9 protein-coding genes and 1 pseudogene are annotated in these 17,366 nt (G+C 70.4%); 3 read left to right on the top strand and 7 right to left on the bottom strand.

Annotated elements, in window-relative coordinates; all coding sequences use genetic code 11:
- Positions 1-2: 2 nt before the first annotated feature.
- The 3 genes from ABZ780_RS12315 to ABZ780_RS12305 all read right to left on the bottom strand — a co-directional run bounded on the left by ABZ780_RS12315 (position 3) and on the right by ABZ780_RS12305 (position 4,115).
- On the bottom strand, positions 3-1,112 hold the full coding sequence (locus ABZ780_RS12315) for a nitroreductase (RefSeq protein ID WP_357012746.1): 1,110 nt from the start codon (positions 1,110-1,112) through the stop codon (positions 3-5).
- Positions 1,113-2,071: 959 nt separating this feature from the next.
- On the bottom strand, positions 2,072-3,625 hold the full coding sequence (locus tag ABZ780_RS12310; protein WP_357012745.1) for a recombinase family protein: 1,554 nt from the start codon (positions 3,623-3,625) through the stop codon (positions 2,072-2,074).
- A gap of 52 nt (positions 3,626-3,677) precedes the next feature.
- Positions 3,678-4,115, bottom strand: coding sequence for a sigma-70 family RNA polymerase sigma factor (locus ABZ780_RS12305; RefSeq protein WP_357012743.1), 438 nt, complete (start codon positions 4,113-4,115; stop codon positions 3,678-3,680).
- A gap of 102 nt (positions 4,116-4,217) precedes the next feature.
- Here ABZ780_RS12305 and ABZ780_RS12300 point away from each other — a divergent pair.
- Positions 4,218-4,350 (top strand): annotated as a pseudogene (locus ABZ780_RS12300) (kinase); the annotation flags it as partial.
- Between the two features lie 41 nt (positions 4,351-4,391).
- Here the strand turns inward: ABZ780_RS12300 and ABZ780_RS12295 are convergent.
- Positions 4,392-4,745: a hypothetical protein gene (locus tag ABZ780_RS12295; protein ID WP_357012742.1), complete on the bottom strand. Its 354-nt coding sequence runs from the start codon at positions 4,743-4,745 to the stop codon at positions 4,392-4,394.
- Positions 4,746-5,981: 1,236 nt separating this feature from the next.
- On the opposite strand from ABZ780_RS12295, the gene ABZ780_RS12290 reads away from it, so the two are divergent.
- Positions 5,982-8,681: a ricin-type beta-trefoil lectin domain protein gene (locus tag ABZ780_RS12290; protein ID WP_357485855.1), complete on the top strand. Its 2,700-nt coding sequence runs from the start codon at positions 5,982-5,984 to the stop codon at positions 8,679-8,681.
- A gap of 88 nt (positions 8,682-8,769) precedes the next feature.
- Here ABZ780_RS12290 and ABZ780_RS12285 read toward each other — a convergent pair whose 3' ends face one another.
- From ABZ780_RS12285 to ABZ780_RS12275, 3 genes are all read right to left on the bottom strand, one after another.
- Positions 8,770-11,673, bottom strand: a complete 2,904-nt coding sequence (locus ABZ780_RS12285) for an AAA family ATPase (protein ID WP_357485853.1) — start codon at positions 11,671-11,673, stop codon at positions 8,770-8,772.
- Positions 11,674-11,775: 102 nt separating this feature from the next.
- Complete coding sequence (locus ABZ780_RS12280) at positions 11,776-12,030, bottom strand: hypothetical protein (protein ID WP_357485851.1); 255 nt, start codon at positions 12,028-12,030, stop codon at positions 11,776-11,778.
- Positions 12,030-15,212 (bottom strand): type 2 lanthipeptide synthetase LanM family protein, encoded by a 3,183-nt coding sequence (locus ABZ780_RS12275; protein ID WP_357485850.1) that lies wholly within the window; start codon positions 15,210-15,212, stop codon positions 12,030-12,032. Before ABZ780_RS12275 ends, ABZ780_RS12280 begins: the two co-directional genes overlap by 1 nt.
- 282 nt (positions 15,213-15,494) lie before the next feature.
- On the opposite strand from ABZ780_RS12275, the gene ABZ780_RS12270 reads away from it, so the two are divergent.
- Entirely contained in the window at positions 15,495-17,315 is a 1,821-nt protein-coding gene (locus ABZ780_RS12270) for a BTAD domain-containing putative transcriptional regulator (protein ID WP_357485848.1), read from the top strand.
- The last annotated feature ends 51 nt before the right edge of the window (positions 17,316-17,366 follow it).

Below are 17,366 nucleotides of genomic sequence, written 5' to 3'. Positions count from 1 at the left end.
CGCTAAGCGCTCCCGCGCACCGCGCAGGTGTCGACGATCCGCTCGGTGGGAAGCCGCGGGGTGCGCGGTGGCCCCGCGTGCGCCGGGTCCGCGATACCCAGCCGCAGCACGAGGTACGCAAAGCCGAGCCCGGCCAGCAGCCGGCGCAGGGCCTGCCGGGTGCCGTCCACCTCCACCACGCCGCTGAGCGGCACCACGGAGACCCCGAGGCGGGTGGCGGTCAGCCAGGCGGCGGAGAGCCCCTCGCCGGCCCGCAGCCAGTTGTCCTGCTCGTCCTCGTCGCCGTAGAGGATGGCGTACCGGGCGGCCTGGTCGTGGCCGGGGCCGACTGGCAGGGTGCCGGGGCGGCCGAAGTCCCGGGCCGGCACGGTGGTCTGCGGGGCATGCTCGGGCAGCACCTCGGGCGGCAGCCCGGTGCCGGTGCCAGCCCGGCTGGTCCAGTACTCCAGCTCCCCACGCAGCTCCGGTTCCCCCGCCTCCGCGGCGGCGGCCCGCCCCGCCGCCGCGGCCAGTTCCATCACCTGGTCGGAGTCCAGCACCTCCAGCCACGCACCCTCCGCGGTGGCCGCCTGCACGATCTCGTCGAGGGCCGGGCCCGGCACCGGCTCCTCGCTCACCGGCCGGCGGTCGGTGCGCCGGACCTGCATGCAATGCACGAGGCGCATCGCGTCCGGGTCCGCCCCGGTGTGCCGCAACCCGGCGAGCCTGGCAAGCAGCTCCGGTTCGTTCGGGTAGGGCAGCCGCTCCACCAGCGCGGTCCAGCCCTCAGCGGCTAACGCCACGCGGGCGTGATGCAGCGCCGCGCCGCAGCTCAGCGTCACCAGCCGGCCCTGCGGGTCGATGGCGGCGAGCCGCGTGTCCCGCACCACCCGTAGCTCCAGCGCGGTCGGCAGAACCTTCCAGCGCCACGGCTGACTGTTGTGCACCGAAGGGGCGCGACCGGAGGTGGCGGCGGCTTCGGTCAGCGCGGTGATCAGGGGCCGGCCGGTAGCCGCCGTCTTGTGGCCCATCGTCACGACCTTCCCGCTTCCCTCATCGAACCCCCGTTCCTCATCGTGCCCCACCCCGGCCGCATCCCGCGCAGTGTTGCCACTCCACCACCCGGGATACATGCACGGTCACCCGGTGCGCAGAATCCCTACCGCAGAGCCCTTCAGCCCGCGTCGGCCGATCTGAAGGAACGCGTGACGGTGAGCAGCACCGAGCGTTGGTGACTCCGTGCTGGGCGCTCACGTCGGTGAGGAAGCCGCCCAGCCAGCCCCGAGCGCGTCCAATGCCTACTCGGCGGGACCTTCGGAAAAAGGTGGCGCGGTGCCAAAGCGGGCCGTTCCAGAAACCGCTGTCGAGCGGAGGCCGCATCGGAAGCCTGCCCATGATCTTCGGACACTGAGACTCGGATCTTTAGGTCCAGGTGGACAGGAGTCTGTGACAGAGGGTGACGAAACACTACCCGCCCGAGTCCAAGGCCGACGCGGTCGCTCCGATCGCGAACGACCTCGGCATGAACCCGAAGACGTTGCGCAGCTGGATCCGGTTGGCCGACGGCAGGCGCAGCGGTCCTGCGGTTCTCCGGCCAGACCAGGCCAGCCCAGGAAAGAGGAGTACGACCTTGCCCTTATGAGCGTAGGGAAACAGCCACCACGCGATCCTTCGAGACGGCTAAAGTCCGGTGAAGCAGAGTGATTCAGCGGCGTACGTCGCGATGTCGCGACAGCTACTATCCCTCGACCCGACCCGATGGCTCGGATCCGAGAGTGTGACCCCTGTTGACCTGCTGTGCGAGCAAATCGCCGGCAAGTCGCCGGACCTCTGGCGACCGGAAGCAAAAGCATACGCCGCAGGCTGGACGGGGCGTCGAGGGCCTGCACGGGTAGGAAAGACCTACGCCGCCTGCGGGTTGCGGCAGTTGCTCGTTTCGGCTGGTCAGCAGCGGTGACGTCGAAGGCGAACCGCCGCAGCACCCGCCGGCCCGGTAGGAGACAGGCGGCGGACACGACCGACACTCACCCCCGGCCGAAAGGTCAAGTCGTCCAGCGACTCGCCTCGCGGCTGCCGCGCAGGATCAGGTCGCTTACTGGTCTTGCGGGCCGAACTTCCAGGTCCAGTCGAGGCGGTGGCGGCCGAAGGTGCGGCGTTCGCCCTTGAACCCGGCGCGTAGGAGTTTGATGTCGGCGACGAGGCGGATGATCTCCCGCTTGACCGCGATGTCGTCACCGAGGTCCCGCCACGCCTGCACCGCCTGGTCGCCGATGCGTCCGCGCAGCACGGCCGGGATCCCGGCGTCGGCGGCGCGTTGCTCGTGCTCGGCGATCTGGGCGAGGATGCCCTTCTCGGCGCGGGCGTAGGCGATCGCGGTGACCTCGCCCTCCTCGCCGAGCTTGCGCCAGTCCTCCAGCTCCCCGCGCAGCCGTTGTGCTTCGGCGCGGGCGTGGGCGACTTCCTCGTCGGTGGCGCTGGCGGCGGTGAGGATGTCGTGCACGTCGGGGCGGGACAGCCACGCCACCACCGTGCGCTGCACGTACTCGTCGAGGAACTCGGCCTTCACCGCCGTGCACCGCTTGTGCAGGCAGGAGTACACCTGCCCGGTCCAGCCGTGTCGGTTGAGCCGCTGCGACGACAACGGTCCGTCGCACACCCCGCAGCGCACGATGTACGACAGCAGATGCACCGCACGGGCGGGACGGGTCGTCGTGCGGGACGGGTCGCCCAGCATTCGCACCACCGACCAGTACGTCTCCTCCGACACCAGCGGCGGCCAGATCCCGTCTCCGACGATCTCCCCGCGCAGCACCCGCCTTCCGATGTACGCCGGGTTCATCAACTGCTTCCGCAAGATGCCCCGCCGCCAGATCCCGCCCTGCGAGGCAGGAATCCCGAGGCGGTTGAGTTCGGCCTCCCGGACGGTGAGGGGCATGCCTTCGGAGATTTTGCGGAAGTTGTCCCGCACCACCTGAGCGTGCGAGTACTGCGTGACGGTCCCGTCCGCGGCGACCGCGGTGCGGATCTCGGTGTCCGGCTCCTGGCGCAGCAGGGCCTTGGTGCGCTGGTCGTAGATTCGCCGGTACCCGTAGGTGATCTTCCCGTGCGGGCGGCCCGCTTCCGCGGCGCCGACGATGCCGCGCAACACGTTGTCGCGGATCGAGTCGGCCATCCACTCCGCCTGCACCGCCTGGAAGCCGAGCATCATCCGGTCGTTCTTGTCCCGCAGGTCGTACAGAACCCCGCCGACCAGCCAGAAGTTGAGACCGACCTCGTGGCACATGTCGCGGATCTTCACGAACACCGCGAGGTCACGTTCCTTGCGGGAGATCTCCCAGACCACCAGCACGTCACCCTTGCCCGCGCGGATCTGCTCGATCAACAACTCGAACTGCTCGCGCTCCTTCGTGGCGCGGCGGCTGGCCGATCGGTGGTTGTCGGTGAACGAACCCGCGTCGGTCCACGACCGCTTCGTGATCTCCGCCAGGTTCAACACACCTTGGTCGTGGACGCTCTTGCCCTGCTCCTTCTTGTCCTGACTCGCGCGCTGATACCGCAACGCCCGCACCTCTACGCCACCGGCCAGCAACGCGTCCTTGCTGTCGAACCGGCCCCGATTCCCCGACCGGGCCTTCCGCCGTACCATCAGAACCGTCCCCCTAGATCGACGTTCGCATCGGCAACATCGACCATAGCTTCTAACGATTCTTGACAGTGCCCGTCGAGCAGCCCAGCGCTGCCGCGGTCTGCGCGACGTCGAGGTCCTCCCAGAATCGCAGCACCAGCACCGCGCGCTGCCCGGGGGAGAGTTTCGCGAGCGCGGCCAGCAGGTCGACGCGGTGTTCGGCACCGGCCAGTGGCGCCACCGGAGGGCCAGCCACGTCAGCTACAGGCCGCACCTGGCGGATCCAGAACCGCCCGCGCTCGGCCAGGTAGGCATGCACCAGCATCGCCCGGACGTACGCGTCGAGCGAATCGGCAGCCGACGCCTTGCGCCAATGCCGATACAGCGCGACGAGGCACTCCTGCACCAGGTCGTCGGCAGTCGACCACCGCCCGCACAGCCGGTACGCCAACCGTCGCAGCCACGGCATCCGCGCCTGGACGTACTCGACGTACTCCCGCTCACTCTGCAACCCAGCCTCCCAACAACACTGAGTGGCCGGGGCCGGATTCGGTTGTGGCAGGTTACGACAAAGTTGGCGAACGAGCGGGGCGTCGGCCACCCACGACGTGCTGGTTGGCCCGACGGCCTCGTCCTGCCCGAGACCACCGGGCAGGACGAGGCCGTCGAGGCTATCGCCGCTGCCGCGGGGCTACCCCCGGGCCGTCCGCGACGACGACTTTATTCCGAACGTTCCGTCTGGGTAGAGCAGCCGGCATCCGCGTCCAATGCGATTCGGGAGCCGAAATCAGACGACCTTGAAACTGCGCAGGGGCGACTGGACGTTGTGCAGATCGCCGGTCGGGACGAAGTAGGGGACGCCGGTGCAGCCGGTGCCCGAGTAGACCATCAGGGTTTCGTCGGTGAGGTTCACCCAGCCCAGGTAGCCGACCGGGGTGTCGACGCACTCGGTGCCGAGCGGCGCCGTGTATTCCATAGTGGTGCCGTCGAACCATTTCGACACGTGGAGGCAGAGAGTGCCGTCGAGATAGGTGCAGCTGCTGTTGGGTTCAGCCGCGACAGCGGGGGCGGCAGTCACCACGATTGTTGCGGCGCTGATGGCCGCAAGCAGGGCGGCTCGGACAGACGGTGATGGGCGCATGGCATCCTCCTGCAGACACAGGTGTGGGTAAGTTGGCGCGGGAATGAACTCACTCCGCCAAGCCAACTGACTAAACATTTGACGCCTCAATGAAGTACATGTCAATGTGTCGATCGTAAGCATTGAGAACCGGATGCCGCCGGTAGAAAATCGCCCATGTTAAACGCGCGGCCAGGCGATGTGGTTCACGTGAACTAAATCTCTCGGTCCGCCATGGATTGGGCATGCAGTTTCCGGTGTTATCTCGGCGGATCTGCGCGGCGTTATCAGTGCGAATTGCGCGGCGAATCGCGAATCCGCCAGCGATCGTCACAGTCAGCCCAGGATCGCTCGGATGACCGCGGTGTCCCCGTTTAGTTCCAGTAGGTGTACGACCCACCCTCCCGGATCGGGCTCGGCTCCGGGTTGGTCGCATCCGACTCGCCCGCCGCCGTCGGCGTGAATCGCCACACTGCACCCGGGCCCTGCCATGAAGCCGCCACCGCCGCCCCTGCCATTGGCGTCGGTCAGTCGCACCCTGACACCGCCATCCTCCACAGAGGACGACACGGTCCACCTGCCGAGTGGAAAGTTGACCGAACGGGAGAAAGACACTTTGCAGTCGCCGTCGGCACACGCCGGGTACTTGGTGCCGCCCCCGCTCGGCGCCTCCGTCTTCTTTGCCGCTTTGGGCTCCTCTGCCGCTTCGGCCTTCCGTGATTCGTCCGCGGTGGGGGAGGAAGATGCGGAAGGTGCGGCGTCACGGGGACTTGGGGGGGAAGCAGCGCGGGAGGCGGTCGCGGTAGCGGCGGTGTCAGGGCTCGACCACGTGGCACCGGAGGACGATTCCGCCTCGGAGTCGCAGCCGGCCAGGGCCAAGGCCAGCAGTAGCGCCCCGATCGCCGTGCGTTTGGTGGAGAAAAGTCGGCAATGCTGCACGCGCGGAGTCTAGCGGCCCGGCTTTGCCGAAGCCCCTGCCGCCAGTGGCAGGCGAATCATCTGATGATCCAGAGCGGCGCGATGGCCAGGGTGGTCGCTCTGTCCAAATCCCATGGCATTCGCGCATAGATGACCTCGGATTGACTGTTGCAGACGTCACACGTGTGACCTACGCTCCGAGGAAGACTTTCGTAGCGATGGGCACAGTGCGGTCGGCGGCAGTCGTCCCCCGCCGCCCTTAGTGGCGTCGCTGTTTCCGTACTCGTCGCTCGATAGGCGCGTAGGTCCACTGTCGACGGCAAGTGAGAGGAACAGTACGTGAAGCCACCCGCAACCACTGCCCGAACGTCATTGCTGGCGCTCGCCGTGCTCGTCGCCGCCGCGTTCCCGGCTGTGCTGACTCACCCCACGCCCGCCTCCGCGGCAGTCCAGCAGACCTACTACGTCGCCCCCGACGGTAACGACGCCAACCCTGGCACGCTCCAGTCCCCGTTCCGGACTCTGCAACGCGCCCGGGACGTCGTCCGTACGGTGAACGCGAGCATGACCGGCGACATCAACGTGTTCCTTCGGGGCGGCACCTATCCGATCAGCAGCACCGTCGAGTTCGGTGCCGCCGACTCGGGCACCAACGGTTTCCGGGTCGTTTATGCCGCCTACGGCAACGAGAGGCCGGTCCTCGACGGCGGGGTCCAGGTGACGGGGTGGACCCAGCACAGCGGCAACATCTGGAAGGCACCGTTGGACCGTGCCAACAAGCTGCGGACGCTGTACGTCAACGACAAGCGCGCCTTCATGGCGTCGAAGACGATCAACTCGGCGGGGTGTTACGGGACGTACAACATCACTGCTGGACAGGCCGACTGGGCCTGGGAGTCGGGGTCGCAGTGTGATGGCGCCCGATACAGCTTGAGCGACTTTCCGGCCATCGCCCGCAACCAGGACGACATCGAGATCGAGACGGGGACGACCTGGACGACGGCCTTCGTGGGCGTCCGCCAGGTGACCACGAGTTCCGATGGCGGGAGCCGGGTCGCTCTGTTCCAGCAACCGGGTGCGGCGATCGCCCAGGGCGCGTTCAACGGCAACGCCCAGGTGGGCGGCACCCACAAGGTCATGAACGCCTACGAGTTCCTGGACGCGCCCGGCGAGTTCCACTTCGACAAGACCAGCCGAACCTTGTACTACTACAAGGCCAGCTCCGAGAACATGGCGACCGCCACGGTGTACGCGCCGAACAACGTGACCACCCTGCTGCGGGTCGCCGGCACCTCGACGAGCAACCACGCCCGCAACATCACGTTCTCCGGGCTGACGGTGCAGCACTCCGACTGGAACCTGGTCAACGTCGCGGGCTCGGCCTTCAAGCAGGCCCAGCAGGGCAACCTGAGCGCCTTCGCGTACGCGAAGGGCAACTTCCACGTCTACTACTACCGCAACGTCGACGTGACGCCCGGCATCGTCCAGGTGCAGAACGCCGACGGGATCCTGTTGCAGCGCAACCGGATCCAGCACACCGGTGCCGACGGCATCAGCATGGTCAACGACGTGCAGGGCACGCAGTTGATCGGGAACTACACCAACGACATCGCCGGCTCGGCCATCAGCGTGGGCCACCCCCAGCACGTCTTCATCGGCGACCACACCTCGACCAACCGCGAGAAGTACTCCGCGCAGGTCGAAGGGCTGCCCAAGAACATCGACATCAAGAACAACTACATCTATGACAGTGCGGTCCTGTTCAACGGGCACAGCCCCATCTCGGCGTACTTCGTCGACACCCTCACGATCCAGCGCAACCGGATCGAGAAGTCACCGTGGTCGGGCATCACCCTCGGGTGGGGGTGGTGGAACTTCGACGGCTCGTCGGGCTCGATCGCACCCAACCGGCCCACCACGACGGCGAAGAACAACACCATCAGCTACAACCACATCATCGACACGGTGCAGCGGCTCAGCGACACCGCCCCGATCTACACGCTGGGCGCGCAGCCGGGGACCACGATCACCAACAACTATCTCCAGGGCGTGCCGTCCGGTCACAAGTACGGCCTGCACCCGGACGAGGGCTCGGCGTACATCACCTTCCGCGACAACGTCCTGAGCGTGGACAAGAACATCACCTGGCTCATCAACTCAGACGACTTCGGGCGCAAGCACGACCTGAGCATCACGCAGAGCTACGGCCCGATCAACAAGGTCTCGAACAAGACCCTGCCCAACAGCACGATCCAGGACATCCTCGTCTCCTCCGACTACGTCTGGCCGGCGCCGGCCTACGGCATCGCCGTGAACTCCGGCCTTGAGGACTCCTACCGGGACGTCATTCCGGCCAGCAATCTCTCCCTACCGAACTACGTCCTGCCGGCGAGCACGGTGGTCAGCAGCGGGGCGTCGTCGATTCCGATCCGCAGCACCGGCGACGCCACCCGGACGCTCTGGCTGGCTCCCTCCGGCACGACGACCTTCGCCGCTGGGCCGACGATGACCAGCGCGGGCGGCACCGCCACGTCCATCGCGGTGCCGACGGCCCAGGGGGAGTACCGGCTCTACGTCGTCGACGCTCAGGGCAACCGGTCGGCCGAGTCGAGCTCGCTCGTCAGGCAGCCGGGCAGCGGCGGTGGCCAGCGCACCGGCCAGCTCGTGGGCGGCCAGTCCGGCCGCTGTGTCGACGTACCCAACTCGGCGACCACCAACGGCACCCAGACGCAGCTCTGGGACTGCGGCAGCGGCACCAACCAGCGGTGGACCTCCACCGCCAGCAAGCAACTGACCGTGTACGGCAACAAGTGCCTGGACGCCTCCGGTGCGGGCACGGCCAACGGCACCGCGGTCATCATCTGGGACTGTCACGGCGGGCTCAACCAGCAGTGGAACGTCAACACCAATGGCACCGTCACGAACGCCCAGTCCGGGCTCTGCCTGGATGCCAACGGTGCCGCCAGCGCCAACGGTACGAAGATCATTCTCTGGTCGTGCAACGGTGGCGCGAACCAGCAGTGGAATCTGCGCAGCTGACCCGTACCCCGGGGGCCGGTCCGACCAGGCCCGGCCCTCGGGGCGACCTCGACGCGGACGGTTCGCCGCGTGGACCCGGGACGGGACGTCAGCCCGTGTCGAAGTCGGTCGCGATATCGCTCAACGCGATCCGGTTCGGCTGGCCGGTCTTCGTGATGAGACTGGAGACGTGCCGCTCCACCGTGCGCGGTGACAGGTGGAGCCGCTCGGCGATCTCGCGGTTGCTCAGCCGGCCGGTGAGCAGTCGCAGCACCTCCCACTCGCGTACCGTCACGCCCGCTGCCCGTAGCTCAGGTGGGATCTCGGCGGCGCCGCGCCGACGTTGGGCGACCCGCGCGCCCGCCTGGCGCAGCAGCGTGCGGCACGCCCCGGCGACCGGCACGACGTTCGCCTGGTGGAAGTAGTCCTCGGCGGCACGCAGCCACTCCACGGGGGTGCCCCAGCCGTCGGCGAGCGCCGACTCGGCGACCAGCCGCAGGGCGAGGTGCCGCCCCATCGCGTACAGCGCGCCGACCTCCATCGCCTCGGCCACGGTGGCGGTCGCGGCGTCGTGCTGACCCGCGCGGCCGAGCAGGACCGCCTGGGCGAAGAGCGCGAACTGCCGGTCCCACCGCAGTTGGCTCGCCGGTGTGCCGACGATCGCCTCGTACGCCGGGAAGCTGACCTCGCCGGCCATCGCCCGCAACAGCAGTTGGAGGCCGAGCCGCCCGCCCAGGTGGAACACGGTCGGGTTGGTCTCCTCCGCCCGTACCGCCAGGGACAGTTCGTCCAACGCCCGCGGGCGGTCCTCCTCCAGCAGCGCGCAGAACGTGCCGGCCAGCCCGTGGACCCGCTGCGTGTGCAGGCTCTCGTCACCGCCCCAGCGTCGGAACTCGGCGAGCGCGTCCTGCATCTCCATCCGCCGGCCCTGGTGGGCGGCGAGCACCGCGCTGAGCAGCAGCACGTACTGGGTGGTCTCCATCAGCTTCAGGCGGGTCGTCGCGGTGCGGACCTGGTCGATCAGGTCCTGTGCGGCCGGGTAGTCGCCGCGCATGATCAGGTGCAGTGCGATGCTCGCCTCGGCCTGCTGACGGGCGGTCACCGCCCCGACCCGCAGCGCCCGTTCTCGGGCCTGTTCCAGCCGGTCCAGCGCGCCGTGCAGCAACGCGTCGTCGTTGCCGAGCCGGATCAGCGCGTGGACCTCCCAGATCGGCAGGCCGTGCTCGGCCGCGATGGACCGGGCCTGCTCCAGGCAGCGGGTGGCCTCGGCCGGGTCGCGATGCCGGACGAGCGCGCCGAGCAACTGCCAGGCCTGACAGGCCACCACCGGCAGCGGCACCGCGGCGCCGACCGTGGCGGCCCGGCGGGCCAGGGTCTCGGCGACCTCCATCTGGCCCCGCCCCGGCGTGTCCAGGGCCAGGTGTGCGGCGACGATGTCGACCGGGGCTTCGTCCTCCGCAGCCGGGTCCGGGCCGAGCAGCTCACGGGCGATCTCCACCTGGGCCAGCGCGTCGGTCAGCTCCCCGGCCACCACCGCGGTCCAGGCCAGCCGGGTGTGCAGCCTGGCCTGCCGTCGAGCGGGGAGACCGGCCACCTGGTCCGGGCTGTTGACCAACTCCAGTGCCCGCCGGACCAGGCCAGCCTCGCCGAGGGCCTGTAGGAGCGTCTCCAGGGTGTCGGCGCGTGCCTCGGCCGGCCCGTCGGCCTGGAGCTCCCAGGCCCGGTCGAGCAGGGCGACGGCCGAGGTGGCGGCACCCTGCGCGAGGGCCCTCCGGCCGGCTTCGGCAAAGAGTCGACCGGCCAACAGGGCGTCGCCGGTCTCGACGCGCAGGGTGGCGGAGATCTGGCACCACTCACCCGGCAACTCCGGGTGGACCTTCGCGACGGCCTCGGCGACGGTGTGGGCCAACTCCCGCCGGTCGTCCGGCTCGACCAGGGCGAGTAGCGACTCGCGGGTGACGCGGTGCCGGAAGGTGTACCAGTCGGTCAACTGGTCGTCCGGCGCCACCAGTTGGGCGACGATGTCGCCGTGCAGATGGTTGAACAGGTCGCGGTCGCTGAGCCCGGTCGCCGCCTGCACCACGGCCACCGAGAAGCGTTGCCCGATCAGGGCGCCGCAGGCCAGCAGGTCCCGTGCCTGCGGGCTCAGCTTCTCGATCCGGTGCGCCATGCTTCTGGCGAAGGCGGCGGGCAGGGTGGCGGGCGCCTGCGGAGTGACGAGCCACCCCTCGGGACCGTGCCGGAGCAACCCGTTCTCCACCATCGCCGCGAGGATCTCCTCGATGAGGAACGGGTTGCCGCCGCTGCCGCCCCAGAGCAGCTCGGCCGCGGCCGTGGGCAGCTCGTCTGCCGCCACGCCGAGGCAGGCACCGGCCATGGCGCGCAGGTCCTCAGGCCCGAGCCCGCCCAACTCGATCACCGTGCAACGGCCCCGGCGGGCCGCTGCACGGGCGACGTCCAGCGCGGGGGAGTCGTCGGCCCGGATGACGCCGACCAGCAGGGTGGGCTGCTGGTCGAGGTTGTCGATCAGGTATTCGACCACCATGAGCGTCTCGGCGTCGGCGTCCTGGAGGTCGTCCAGGACCATCAGGCAACCGCGATCCTGGCCGGCGAGACCGGTCAGCCGGAGCACCGCCTCGGCCAGGATCACCACCGATCCGGTCTCCTGGTCGGCGAGGTTGGTGCCCCAGTCGGGCACCAACCGGCCGAGGATGGGGCCGTACGGGCCGAGCGCCGTGACGTCCACTGTGGCGGATCGGAGCAGGGAGAGCACCGCCTCGGTCAGCGGTCGCAGGGGCACCCCGGTGCCGAGTGCGCTGGCCCGCCCCCGCAGCAGACTCATCTCGGCGGTGTAGGCGGACTCGGCGACCGCCGCGGCGAGCCGCGACTTGCCGATGCCAGCCTCTCCGACGATGAAGACCGCGCCCCCGCGCCCGACGCGGGCAGCCTCGATCATGCCGCTCAGCACACCGAATTCCGCATCTCGGCCTACCAGGACGCGGGATCGTTGCACGGCGGCAACGATAGCGAGGCCGCCCAGCGATAACCAGGGTCAGTCGGCAGGTACACCGAGTCCGGCGAGATTACCGGCCGACCGGGCTGACCCTGCCCAGGGTCACAAAGCGAAGGTGGGGCAGCAGGTGGTCAGCGCGAGCGGGACGGAGGCGTCCACGGCGTCTCCGGCGTCACCTGCGACCAGGTGTCCGACCAGGAGACCCACCGGGATGGCCAGACCGGCCAGGGCCGCCGTACGCAGGCCGAAGGCCACCATCGGGCTGACCTTCGGCTCCCCGGCGGGGTGCGTCTCCTCAACGTGGTCGGTGTCGGCAAGGTCGGTGTCGGCGAGGTCGGTGGTGAGCTGGTGAGACATCATTTTTCTTCTCTCCTCGGTGTGAAGGGGTTGGTGAGCGACAGCCAGCCGGGTCCGGTTGGCTGTGGGGTGGGTTCCAGGAGCAACGCGGACGGTATCCGCGCGGCCAGGGCGGAGCGCAGCAGCCCGTAGCCGATGCCGGCGAGCCCGGTCAACAGCCCCGGTGTGAGCACGCCGTCGGGCGTGCCGCAGTAGCGCGTCTGCCACTGCAGGGAGTTGAGGAGCAGGGTGGTCCGCTGCCGTAGCGCGGCGGCTGCCGCAGCGCCGGCCGGCCCCGCGGCCAGCACGGTCAGCGCCTCGCCGACGCCGGACTCGCCGTGGCAGAGACTGAGGTCGCGGGACAGCGGCCGGTCGGCCAACCGCCGGACGAGGTGAGCCGGCGCGTCCGAGTCCGCGGTGGGGGAGGTGCCCGTGTCGTGCCGGCCGGCGAGGGCGAGGGCCAGGCCGGAGGTGCCGGCGCACCACCCGGACGAGCTGGTCGGGGTCTGCCGGGCGTGCCGCAGAGCTTTCCGTGCCGCGTCCGCGTGCTGCGGGGAACCGCCGCCGGCGTCGACGAACCGGTGCAGGGCGTACGCGATGCCGGCCGTGCCCTCGGCGAAGCCGGCCGGGCTGGTGGGGTGATCGAACGCGGCCGTACCGGCCAGGTGGTCGGCGCAGGTCCGGGCCAGCGCCGCCGCCCGGTCGAGACCCAGCTCGGCGTGGATCGAGGTCATCGCGGCCAGGCAGCCGGCCTGGCCGGTGGCCCAGTCGTCGCTGGCGGAGCCGGCGACGGCGACCTCGGCGAGTTCGACCGCCGTGTCGACCCACCCGCCGATCTCCGGGTCGTCGAGCAGCACGGCCAGCCGAGCCAGCCCGTAGGCCACTCCGCCGAGGCCGTGCAGCCCACCGCAACCGATCGCCGTGATCAGCTCCGGCCGGGTTGAGAGCAGGCTCAGTAGCCCCGGCGTCGCGGCGACCGCCCGCCGGGCCACGTCGCCGTAGCGGGCCACGCCGCTGACCTGAGCGAGTTGGCCGAGGAAGAGCGCCACGCCGAGGTACCCGTTGGCGAGGCTGGCACCCATCGGGAGCAGCAGCCACTGCCGGTCGTCGACCAGCTCCAGGCCGAGCCAGTTCACCCGGTCCCGGCCCGGTGCGCCACGGGCGACGAGCTGGTCGGCGATCGCACAGGCTGCCGAGACCAGCCGTTCGGGTGGGGCGGCCGTGCCGTGCGACGGCCCTGGCATCGGCGCCGCGTCGCCATGCGCGCCGACCGGCCGGCGGGTGGCCAGGCTGGCCGTGATGACCCACTCCTGGTCCTGCCGGTCGGCCTCGCCGAGCCCGGCGATCCGGTCCAGTGCCGCGTCGACGCCGCTGCGGTACAGCGGCACCGCGGTCGGCTCCCCGTCGGCTGACAGCTGGTGGCTGTCGGCCCGGGCGTGGAAGTACGGCACGTCACCGCGCCACAGGGCCACGATCTCGTGGCGGGCGAACACCGGGTCGCCGGGCAGTGTCGTCCGGCCGCAGATCTGCCCGAGGAAGCGGTCCCGATCCAGGCCGTCGCGCAGCAGGCTCGGGTGGGTGGCCTCGTCGAGCAGCGTCCGGTAGGCCCAGGTGGGCCGTACGACGAGTCGCACCGTCATGGCCGACGACGCCTCGACCAGCTGGGCGAAGTCCCCGCGGTGCGCCTCGATCGCTTCGTAGCCGAGCCGGAAACCCTCCAGCATCGCCGCCTCGTGGTCCTCCGGATCGATCACGCGGTCGCCGAGCCGGGGCCGGTTCGAGGCACCGTCGAAGGTGGACGCGCGGCGTACCAGGCGCATCCGGTCGGTGCCCGGGTCCGCCCAGTCGATCTGACTGACCGGGCTCTGCCGGCCCTGGTCGCCGCCGCTGCCGGACAGGTCCATGATGCCCTGCTCGCCGACGACGATCAGCGGCAGCAACGCCGTCCGGTGCACCGAGGCGCTGAGCAGGTCGGCGGCGGGATCGCCGCTGTCCGTCGCGGGCCGCCACCGAGGGCTGAACAACGTCTCGACGTCGATGGCCACCGGGTCCTCGCCGCTGGCGATCACGTTCTCGTAGTGCAGATCGGTGGTGTTCAGCGCGTGGGCGAGCGCCAGCAGGGCGCCCTGACGTCGATAGAAGCGGTCCGCGCCGCCCGGGTCGGCCAGCGGTGCCGCGATCACGAACTCGGTCCAGCCGTACTCCGGGCGGACCAGGCAGGCGGCGGTCCGCATGCCGACGGTGGGCACCACCCGGTTCATCCAGCCGACGAAGGCGGCCAGTCGGGCGTCGTGGCTGAGGTCCCGGGGCTTGTAGACCAGCCGCCGACCGTCGGCGAACCGGATCACGGTGGTGGTCCGGCCGGCCCGGTGCGGGTCACCCCGCCGGTCCTCGACTGCCACCAGCGGACCGGGGTCGGCACCGCCCAGGAGGTCGTCGACCAGGCAGTCCCGGTCGGCGGTGAACCGGGCGAGCAGCTCCAGCATCGCGTCGGTGGCGTGCGCGGTGGCCTGCCCGAGCAGCCGGGCCAGGACCGGAAGGTCGGTGAACAGCGCGGCCAGTCCCGCCGGGGTGCCGAGTTGGCCGACGAAGTCGACGAATCGGGCGCGACCGTCGGCACCTTGGAGCAGGCCGGCGGTCCTGCGGCGGTGCAGCTCCGCGACGAAGGTACGGGCGGCCAACGCGGCCAGTTGCCGTTCCAGGGTGGCCCCCAACGCGGCATCCAGCGCGCCCAGGTCGACGTGGGCGTCGGTCACCGGGCCGGCGTCCCGGCGGAAGCGAATCCTCGCCTGGTCGACCAACGGGCGCAACGGCAGGGCGAACGCCGTCCTCCAGTCCGATGGGACCGGCACCGACGGAGGCGGCGCGGCGGCGCGCACCGCGGACTCGATCAGGACCGCCCAGGACGGCGGGTCGACCCGCGCGGCGAGGTGCCCGTCCTCCTCGGCCATGCACGCGAGCAACCGGTCCTCATCGACGCCCAGCTCGCCCAGCCGGACGTCCAGATTCGGGCCGCGGTCGGCCCGCCACAGATCCAGCCGCTGCCGGGCGTGCCCGAGTCGCCCGGCGTCCACCGGGTCGGTGCCGCAGCTGGCGGCCACCCGCTCGTGCAGCGCCAGGCCACGCGCCCACCAGCTCCGGCTGAGTCGGTACGACTCGGCCGGAGCGAGGCTGGGTGGGCCGTCGGCGTCTGTGGTGTTCATCGAATAGAGCGTGCCAAGCGACGGCGGGTAACTCATGCGTGGGATCCACCCAAATTCTTGTCGTCCCGGCTGGTCGCCGTGGCCCGCGCACCCTCCGGTCTCGTCATGCACGACGGCGGGTGGGCCCGCCCGGCTGCCCCGACCGGGTGCCGGGTGTCGGTGGTGTGGCGACATGACGCGGGTGCGGGGGCGACGGAACTTGGGTGCCCGGCACAGATGCGTCGGCGCGTGCCGGTGGTCGACTCTCCGACTGTTCGATGGGCTGACCCGATCGGAGCGACTGTGGAGTTTCGCGTACTGGGACCGGTGAGCGCCTGGCGCAACGGCGGTGAGGTCCAGTTGGACGGCGCCAAGCAGCGAACCGTCCTGGCCGTCCTGCTGCTCGCCCGAGGGCGAATCGTCTCCGACACCCGGCTCTGCCAGCTGCTGTGGGACGAGAACCCGCCCGCGACGTTCGCCGCCCAGCTCTACAACTACGTCTCCCGCCTGCGTAAATATCTCGGCGACGAGGTGGAGATCGTCCGGCAGTGGTCCGGGTACATGCTGCGGACGGGTGACAGCCAGCTCGACATCGACGAGTTCGAGCGGCTGGCCGGGTTGGGTCGGGCCGCGCTGCGCTCCGGTCGGTACGAGGAGGCCGCGCGGGAACTGCACGAGGCGCTGGCGCTGTGGAGCGGCGCGACGCTCGCCAACGTCACCGACTACCTCGTCGAGGCGGAGTCGCCCCGGATGACCGAGGTGCGGATGGCGGTCCTGGAGGATCGGATCACGGCCGACCTGATGCTGGGCCGGCAGGCCGAGCTGGTGGTGGAGCTGAGCGACCTGGTCGCCGCGCAGCCGCTGCACGAGCAACTGCGCAGCCACCTGATCACGGCGCTGCTGCGCTGTGACCGCCAAGCCGACGCGCTGGCCGTCTACCACGAGGGCCGGCGGGTGCTCGCCGACGAGTTGGGGGCCGATCCGGGTTCCGCCCTGGCCGAGGCGTACCAGAGGGTGCTGGCTGGCCCGGGGATGCCCGACGTCGCGGTCGCACCGCGGGCCGGACCGGGCTGGCGCGACGTCCGACCGGCGATGCTGCCGCCCGGAGCGCAGGACTTCTGCGGCCGGGAGCTGGAACTGCGGGAGCTGGCCGGGCTGCTCACCGAGACGTCGCCGTCCGCTCCGCAGCGGACGCTGCTGACCGGGATGGCCGGCGTCGGCAAGACGGCGCTGGCGCTGCGGGCCGCGCACCTGTGCCGCAGCGAGTTCCCGGACGGGCAGCTCTACGCCGACCTCGGCGGCACCCGGGGCAACGCCATCGACCCGGGCGACGTGCTGGGCTGGTTCCTCCGGAGCCTCGGCAATGCCGAGGAGGCCATTCCGAGGCGCCTCGACGAACGCGAGTACCTCTACCGCAGCCAGTTGGCCGGCCGCCGGGTGCTGGTGGTGCTCGACAACTCGGCCAACTATCCGCAGGTCCGCCCGCTGCTGCCCGGTGATCCGTCCTGTCGGGTGATCCTGACCTGTCGGGGCCGCCTCTCCGAGTTGCCCGGTGTCACACGCGTCGAGGTGGGCATCCTCGATCCGGAGCAGGCGCTGGAGCTGTTCGCCACGATCGTCGGCTCGCGGAGGGTGGCCGCCGAGCCCGGTGCCGCACACCGGATCGTGCAGTTGTGCGGGCGGCTCTCGATCGGCATCCGGGTGGCTGCGGCGCGGCTCATCGCCCGGCCGCACTGGTCATTGCGCTACCTTGCGCAGCGGCTGGCCGACGAACGGTTCCGTCTCAACGAACTGCGGCTGGGGACGCTGGACGTGCGGGCCCGGATCGAGGGCAGCTACCAGGAGCTGGAGGTCGAGAGCCAGGTCGCGCTGCGCCGGCTGGCCCTGCTGGACACGGCTGACTTCCCGATCGGGGCCGCCGCCCGGGTGCTCGGCGTGACGCCCCGGGTGGGGGAGGAGGTCGCCGAGGGCCTGGTCGATGCCCGACTGCTGGAGATCGCGGGCTCGGACGGCGGGCGGCGGCAGCGACACCGCTTCCACGACCTGGTGCGGGTCTTCGCGCGGGAGAAGGCCGACCCGGTGGACCACCGCGTGGTGACCGCCCGGTCGGCGATGTCCGCCTGACCGCGCCGGCATCTCCGCCGTGCGCCCGGCGGCCAGCGTATGGAGAAGATA

Origin of the sequence: Micromonospora sp. NPDC047467 (assembly GCF_040643095.1) — a bacterium.
Classification (GTDB): domain Bacteria; phylum Actinomycetota; class Actinomycetes; order Mycobacteriales; family Micromonosporaceae; genus Micromonospora.
Note: the sequence above shows the minus strand (reverse complement) of the source record. Positions and strands in the feature narration are given on the sequence as shown.

Excerpts from the sequence above, each read along its gene's own strand:
- ABZ780_RS12275 (WP_357485850.1), bottom strand. The coding sequence starts at position 15,212 with ATGAACACCACAGACGCCGACGGCCCACCCAGCCTCGCTCCGGCCGAG.
- ABZ780_RS12280 (WP_357485851.1), bottom strand. The coding sequence starts at position 12,030 with ATGTCTCACCAGCTCACCACCGACCTCGCCGACACCGACCTTGCCGAC.
- ABZ780_RS12315 (WP_357012746.1), bottom strand. The coding sequence starts at position 1,112 with ATGTATCCCGGGTGGTGGAGTGGCAACACTGCGCGGGATGCGGCCGGG.
- ABZ780_RS12310 (WP_357012745.1), bottom strand. The coding sequence starts at position 3,625 with ATGGTACGGCGGAAGGCCCGGTCGGGGAATCGGGGCCGGTTCGACAGC.
- ABZ780_RS12295 (WP_357012742.1), bottom strand. The coding sequence starts at position 4,745 with ATGCGCCCATCACCGTCTGTCCGAGCCGCCCTGCTTGCGGCCATCAGC.